Below are 7,641 nucleotides of genomic sequence, written 5' to 3'. Positions count from 1 at the left end.
GCTTGAGCTACGCAACGGCTCCGCTCAGCAGGCCTTGACCGCAACCTAAACACGAGAAAGAAACAGGAACGGATTCTACATCCAAACGGCCCGGATCAAGGGGCTGGGTCAGCCTGATCTTCCACGGCGTGTGCAAACTGCTTAGCGGGCGAACCTAGTGGCCACAGAAATATCAGACAAGCAGCCTAAGCAGCCATATGCCTGTTTTCCGATCGTGTGTCGGCCATGCGGTATTCCAACACCGTACGGTTCGCGCCTGCGGACCGTTCTTTCCATCGCGAGAAAGGTTCTATAGAAGAAAAACACACAGATATTGCGAAAAGTAATGAACTTACGAGATTTGGAATATGTCGCCGCAGTTGCGAAGTGTGGCAACTTCAGCGTCGCTGCGGAGTATTGCAACGTTTCACAGCCTGCTCTGTCAAACCAGATCAAGAAACTTGAGAAAGAGCTGGGTACCGATCTTTTCCTCCGACTCAGCGGCGAGGTAAGACCGACTGCCTGTGGTCAACGCATCGTAAAAATTGCAGAAGAGATGCTGATCAGTGCGCAACGGATCAAAGATACGGCAACCGAGTTTCGAGACCCCGAAGCAGTGCCCTTTAGCATCGGCCTGACCCCGACGCTGGCGCCGTATCTAACGGACTATTTCTCAAACCTGTTCAGCGCTCTCTTTCCACGAATGCGGGTCACCATGATCGAAGACCTGCCGCAGAACATGTTGAAGATGGTCGAGGATCACAGTCTGGATGTAGCTTTGGTGGCGAAACTAAATCACAATCCGACGCTCGAATTCACGTCAATCTGGGAAGAACCTTTGTATTTAGCGGTTAATGAGGGCCACCCTCTGGCACCCCTGCGATCCATCCGGCCTGAAGACGTGCCGGTACATGATTTCATTCGGCTCCCGCATTCGTTTGGATACGAACTTGAAGAACGGTTACCAACACCCGACCAGTCGGCGCGCGCTCCCAAAAAATTCGACCTGACCGCCCTGCGTTTCGAGACTATCTGTCGACATATCTGCCATTCGGACGATTGTACTATTGTCTCTGCCCTGGCTGCCGAGCAGTTCCGCAAGGACAATTGGCCGTTGTCCTTCATCCCGTTCGAAGCCCCCGGAAATCTTCGCAACCTCGGTGCGGCGTCGCGATTGAATTGCCCCAGAAAACCTCTGCTTGCCAAGATCGGGACCTATATCCAGGAAACCCCCCCCAAAGGCGTCACGCCAAATTTTGTGGCGTGACGCGTCTTTTTCCTACTCGATAAAGGTGCGGGCCAACCGGTCGCTCAGCGGTTGGGTCAGGTAGCTGAGGGCCGTGCGTTCGCCCGTGTTCACGAACAGGTCGGCAGGCATACCCGGCACCAGATCCAGTGCCGCCACCTCCTGGGATTGGACGTCATCCAGTTTGACACGCGCGGTGTAGTAGTAGTCTCCGGTGCGCTCGTCTTCGAGACTGTCGGCGGAGATGTCGATGATGCGGCCCTCTGCCTCGGGCACATCGCCCTGATCAAAGGCTGACAGACGCACGCGCGTGGACTGACCGATATAGAGCTTTTCGATGTCGGCCGTGTTCACCCTCGCCTCAACCACCAGCGGTTGGTCAATCGGCACGATGTCCAGAATGGGTGCCCCCGGACGGACGACGCCGCCTGCGGTGAACACCGTCATCTCGACCACACGGCCGCTGACGGGCGCAGTAATTGCCACGCGCTTTAGCCGTTCCGAGGCACCGACAAACTGCGGCTCGAGCGTGGCAAGTGAGGCGTCGATCTGCGCCAGTTCGGTCGAGGCGGCCTCGTCCCGCAGGGTGCGTGCACCGATGCTCGCCAGATGCAACTCGCTGATCTGGTTGCGGGCCTGTGCCTCTTGGGTCAAGAGGGCCGCGTCCACGCCAATCAGGCGCTCAACTTCGACCCGGCGCGCATTCACGCGGGCCGCGGCGACAAGCCCTTTGTCCAGCAAGGTCTGCAGGTTGCCCAGCTCTTGCCGCGTGATGTCCAACTGCCGGGTGTTGGAGGCGCGTTGCGATTGCAGACCGCTCACTTGATCCTCAAGATTGGCGATGCGTTGTGCTGTCAGCGCCTCTTCGGCGTCGCGCGACCGGCGTTCTGAATCGAACAACAGCTTCTGGGTCGTGAATGCCGTGGCCCACGTTGCGGGGTCCAGTTCGACGCGCATCATCTGCGCAACAGCCGCCTGATCAAATGTATCGGCGTCCTGCAGTTGGGCCATCAGCCGCGCACGGCGCACCGACAGATCGCTGAGTTGGCTTTCGATCACGTCGAGATCGACGCCCAGGTCGGTGCTGTCCAATTCCAAAAGGGTCTGGCCCGCTTCGACCAGGTCGCCGTTGCTGACGAGAATACTGCTGACGATGCCGCCATCCAGATGCTCGACCGTCTTGCGGTTGCCTTCGACCACAAAACTCGCCTGGGCCACAACAGCGCCATCCAGCTTGGACGCGGTTGCCCAGTAGGCGGCACCGCCGAGGAAGCTGATGACGGCCAGCAATCCAAAGATCACAAAGCCGGTAATGCCAGCGCCGGAGGCCTTGGGTTGAACGCGGTTGTAGTCTTCAAGGCGCAGAACGCCGGTATTGCGGGCGGGGGTGAGTGCGGTTGTCATTGTGCTGCTCCTTTCACAGCGGGTTCTTGTGGGCGACGGGCGGCCAGCTGTGCGGCAGCCGTCTGGGCTACGCGTGTCCCCTGTTGACGCGGACGCAAGATGTCTTCCTTGTCGCCGAAGCCCGTTTGCGTGCCTTTGTTGAGTGTCAGAACCTTGTTGACGGCTTCCAATGTGCTGGGGCGATGCGTCATCACGAAGGTCACAGCGCCGCGTGCACTGGCGCCACGAATGGCGTTGCGCAGCGCCGCTTCGCCCTGGGCATCCAGGTCCGAGTTCGGCTCGTCCAGCACCAGAATGAACGGGTCATCATAGAGCGCGCGTGCAAGTGCGATCCGCTGACGTTGACCGCCGGACAGATGGAAGCCATTGCCGATCTCGGTCGCATAGCCATCGGGCAGGCTGCTGATCAGACCATGCACATCGGCAGCGACGGCTGCCGCCAGTACCTTGCTGTCGTCGATCGACGTTGAAAACCGTGCAATGTTTTCGCGAATAGTTCCATCGAACAGATGGACGTCTTGCGGCAGGTAGCCCACCAATTGTCCCAGCTCTTCGGGATCCCACTTGGCCATGGGGGTACCGTCCAGACGAATGGCTCCGCGTTGCGGTGTCCAGATCCCGGCCAGCATCTTTGCCAGCGTCGACTTGCCGGACCCGCTATGACCGATCACTGCCAAAACATCGCCAGCCGACAGGGTAAACTCGATCCCCCCGATGGTGGCGTTTTGCGCCAAGGGCGGGCCCGCCTGTGCGATGGCCGTGTTCAGCGAGATTTGCGGACGCGGCAGTGCCAATCGCTTGGGTGGCTCGGGGTAGGCCTCAGAGAGGGCGCGCAGAGTCTTGTACGATCCACGGGCGGCCAGAAAGGTGCGCCATTGACCGATCAGTTGGTCGATGGGGGCCAGTGCGCGGGCCAACACGATGGTGGCGGCAATCATCACACCGGCGGTGGCTTGACCGCTGATGGCAAGGGCGGCCCCCAACCCCAACATGCCCGATTGCAGGACCATGCGGGTCGTCTTGGACATCACCGAGAAGCTGGCCAGCCGGTCAGACACACGGGATTTCAGGTGATGCGCATTATGTTGCAGAGCTGTCCAACGCCGGGCGAGATCACCAGTCATACCCATCGCGTGGACAAGCTCTGCGTTCTGCTCACTAGAGGTGAACAAACTGTCGGACCTGGCGCGCGCTTGGGCCGCGTCTTGCATCACATCTGCAGAGCGCGCGTTGTTGATCAGGGCCATGAGTGTCAGGAACAGCGCGCCGGCAAGGCCAAGGGCGCCAAGATAGGGGTGCAGGATATAGAGCACACCCAGGTAAAGCGGGATCCATGGTGCGTCGAAAAATGCAACTAGCGTGGGGCCCGAAATGAAGTCTCGCATCCCGTTCACATCGGCGGTGGGGTTGTCGCCATTGGCCTTGCCTTGAACCCGGCGGCGGATCGCGGCCTGCAGGATCGGCGCGCCAATCTCAAGTTCGAACCGCGCGCCAAGGCGGCTGAGGATACGCATGCGGATCAGGTCCAGAAGACCGGTGACCAGGAAAACACCGCCCAGCAGGATGCTGAGGGCAATGAGAGTGTCCATGTTCTGGCTGGTCAAAACGCGATCATAGACTTGCAACATGTAGAGAGGGCCGGCCAACATCAGCAGGTTCAGGATCATGCTGAAGAAGCCGATGGCGACAAAGCCGCTGCGCAGCTTGCCCCATGCGGATTTGACGGTGGATTTTTTCTGAAACATTTGGGTGATCTCTTTTCAGCGTGAAGAGGTGGCGACATGTGCCGCCACCTCGGTGTGTTTTGATCAGGCGATGAAGTCGTCGTCGGTGAAGTCGCTGCTGTTGACCCCTTCGAGGCGCACGGAGGCGTCCGAGGAGAAGGTCAGCAGGGTGTCGTCGCCGTCTTGCGACACAACAAGGTTCTCGGCGAAATCCGGGCCGAAGTCGGAGAAGTCCAACCGGTCCACGCCAACTTCAAAGTCGCCCACCGTGTCGTTGCCGAACAACCCTTCGAAGGTGAAGGTGTCAGAGCCTTCGCCGCCAAGCAGCAGGTCGTCCCCTTGGCCACCGTTCAGCAGGTCATCACCGTCTTCACCCGACAAGGTGTTGTCGGCATTGGACCCGATGATGATGTCGCCATCGTCTGACCCGATCACGTTCTCGATCGAGCTCAGGATGTCGGTCTCGACCACTTCGTCGATGACATCCAGACCAGACACACCCGCGGGGGCATCTGCGTCAATGGTTGCACCAGCGTCCACCAGCGTGTCCTGCGCGATGGGACCGTTGATCCCGGCAGGTGCGTTGTGCAGGTGGATAGCCGACACGACACCCGGAACCGGAGTTTGCAGGTCTGCTTCGTTGAGGCCCGTCACGGTCAATTCCGAAGAATAGACAACCTGGCCGGTGGCTTCATCGATCGAGATGGTCAGTGTCGCGGTACCTGTCGCATCACTGTCGGAGGTGAGACCGGGTTCCTGGCTTGCGTCAAGTGTCGCCACCAGTTCGATGACACGTGCATGCCCGTCGCCCTCATCGCTGATAACTTCAAACTGACCACGGATTTCACCACTCGGGAAGTCCGAGGTGTGGATGTTGTAGTACAGGTTCCCGGCAAGGGCTTCTGCTACAAATCCGGCCGCGTCGTTGATGCTTTCGGTGGGTTGCAAAGATGCACCGACCGCAACATTTTCGACAGAAACCGTGAACCCGGTTTCGCGGGTGGCGCTTCCGTTTCCGCTGGTCCCAAGGTTCACGGTCACAGCGACGTCCTGATCGGAGAAATCCGCCGTGTCGGTGCCTTCGCCACCTTCGATGAAGTCATTGCCAAGGCCGCCGACGATCACATTGTCGCCTTGTCCGGCAATCAGAACGTCATCGCCTGCACCACCGTCGAGAACACCGTTGATTTGACCAAGGTCGACAACAATGTCTTCTCCGGCGCCCAGCAGCACGTTGCCGTTCACCACTCCGTCGTCATTGTTGACGAATGTGACGTCGCCCGCTTCGGTTGCGTCAATGGCGTTTACTGTACCGGTGATTTCACCTTCGTTCAGGATCGCCCCTAGCATGTTCAGGCCACCATCGATGCGGATACCCGCTGCGGCGTCGCTGTCCTCGGACCCGGCGATAACGCCCTCGTTCTGCACCAGACCCGCAAAGCTTGCGTCTTCCTGGTTGCTGAAGAGGCGCAGGCCGTCTCCGACAGTGTTGCCTTCGACCGCGTCACCGCGACCTTGCAGGATACCTTCGTTGAAGACAGCGGCGGATACGACATCGTCATCCACGTCGCCGGTTTGCAACGATACTGCGGAGCCGTTGTTGCCCAGCCCGGCATCTACAATACCGGTGTTGGTGAAGGTGTAGTTGTCGGCTGTACCATCCGCATAAACCGTGCCGTTACGCTGATCGCCAGTGCCGAGGATCGTACCGGAGTTCACAACGTCCAGCCCTTCACCGTCGATGTTCAGCGCGCGGCTGTCCGAGGATACAACGCCGCCTGCTTCGTTCACGAACGAGCCGCCAGTGTGGTCGCCTGTCCCGAAGTAAACACCGTTTTGAACCCCAGCGATCAAGCCTGAGTTGGACAGCTCGCCCTGGAAGTTGACGCCGTTGATGATACGAACACCTGCGACCGTTCCATTGGCACCTTCGGACAGAATCTCGCCCGAGTTGGTGATTGTGGCATCGGTTGTTCCCGTATTGCCGACATTACCAATCCGTACGCCGTCGCCGGCGAGGTTGTTGCCCGCTGGCGCATTGCCACGGCCCTGAATGACCCCGTCATTGTCCAGTGCGAACGTGTTGGCACCATCTGCGGCCCCACCAATCTCGGCTCCAAAGCCGGAACCTTGGTTGCCTTCACCGGCATCGATTGTTCCGCTGGCAAGGTTGCGCACACTGAAGTCATCTGCCGTACCATCGGCATAAACAGTGCCGTTGCGTTGGTCGTCTGTTCCGAGAATATTGCCCGAGTTGGTCAGATCAACGCCGGTCCCATCGATGTTCACCGCGCGGCTGTCCGACTGTATTGTCCCGAAGTTCAGGACATCGAGATCATGCTCGGCTTCGCCGATATACAGACCATTGCGCACCCCTTCGATCACACCGGTGGGTGTGTTCAGGATACGACCTTCGGCTGCGGCGCCATCGGCGATACGGATACCTGCCGCTGTGCCGTTGTTGCTTTCCGACGAGATGAGGCCCGAGTTCACGATGTCCGTGTCAGACACTGTGCCTTCTGCGCCGTTGTTGATGCGGATGCCGTCGCCCGCGCTGCCGGTGTTCGAGGCCGCTTGGCCACGTCCTTGAATGGTGGCACCAAATCCGTTGAAGACGGAGTTCGACACCAGGTCACCCACTTCGTCGCCAACCTGGAACGAAATGCCCGTGCCGTCGTTGCCTTCGCCTGCGTCAATTGTACCGCCAGTGAAGTTTGAAATTCTGACATCTTCCGCTGTCGCGTTGGTGTAGATAGTACCGTTGCGCTGATCGTCGGTGCCGACAATGTCGCCAAAGTTACGAACGCTGATACCTTCGCCTTCGATCTCGACCGCGCGGCTGTCGGACGAAATGACACCGCCACGGAAGTTGTCGAGCGTGCCCGAGCTATTTGGACTGCTGAATTCAACACCGTTCAACTCGCCCGCAATGCTGCCGAAGTTGCGAATGTCTGCGCTGGGGCCGTCGATCACTTCAATGCCCGTGGCGTCTGGGCCGTTAGCCTCGATGCTGCCTGTGCGGAAGTTGAAGACCAGAGCCCCCTCGGCTTCGACCGATACGGCGGACGGTGCGCCATTGGTTTCGACCTCGCCGAAGTTCAGAAACCGGGAAAGGTCGTTGTTCAGAACGAAAGCCGGCGTGTTATCGACAACGGTACTTTGGAAAAAGCCGTTGGTCAGTGTCTGTCCGTCGCGAACAGTTTCCTGGGCCAGTGACGAGGTCGTCAACAATCTAGCGCGCAGGCTTGCAAGTAGTTCGGAAAGCATGGGTGATCTCCGCTTGATATT

The 7,641-nt window shown here is 59.1% G+C and carries 4 protein-coding genes; 1 reads left to right on the top strand and 3 read right to left on the bottom strand.

Annotated features, from left to right (window positions below):
* Positions 1-340: 340 nt before the first annotated feature.
* Positions 341-1,246, top strand: a complete 906-nt coding sequence (locus tag ACR0I7_RS07845) for a LysR family transcriptional regulator (protein WP_480509672.1) — start codon at positions 341-343, stop codon at positions 1,244-1,246.
* A 12-nt stretch (positions 1,247-1,258) separates the two neighbouring features.
* Here the strand turns inward: ACR0I7_RS07845 and ACR0I7_RS07840 are convergent, their stop codons facing one another.
* The 3 genes from ACR0I7_RS07840 to ACR0I7_RS07830 all read right to left on the bottom strand — a co-directional run bounded on the left by ACR0I7_RS07840 (position 1,259) and on the right by ACR0I7_RS07830 (position 7,620).
* Positions 1,259-2,629: an HlyD family type I secretion periplasmic adaptor subunit gene (locus ACR0I7_RS07840; RefSeq protein ID WP_480509670.1), complete on the bottom strand. Its 1,371-nt coding sequence runs from the start codon at positions 2,627-2,629 to the stop codon at positions 1,259-1,261.
* A complete protein-coding gene (locus tag ACR0I7_RS07835) occupies positions 2,626-4,374 on the bottom strand; it encodes a type I secretion system permease/ATPase (RefSeq protein ID WP_480509668.1) in 1,749 nt (582 codons plus the stop codon). The genes ACR0I7_RS07840 and ACR0I7_RS07835 overlap by 4 nt, the downstream gene beginning before the upstream one ends.
* 63 nt (positions 4,375-4,437) lie before the next feature.
* Positions 4,438-7,620 (bottom strand): beta strand repeat-containing protein, encoded by a 3,183-nt coding sequence (locus ACR0I7_RS07830; protein ID WP_480509666.1) that lies wholly within the window; start codon positions 7,618-7,620, stop codon positions 4,438-4,440.
* Positions 7,621-7,641 lie beyond the last annotated feature (21 nt).

The sequence above is a fragment of the Ruegeria sp. AM1 genome (assembly GCF_056540745.1).
This window is presented reverse-complemented; position numbering and strand designations above follow the sequence as displayed.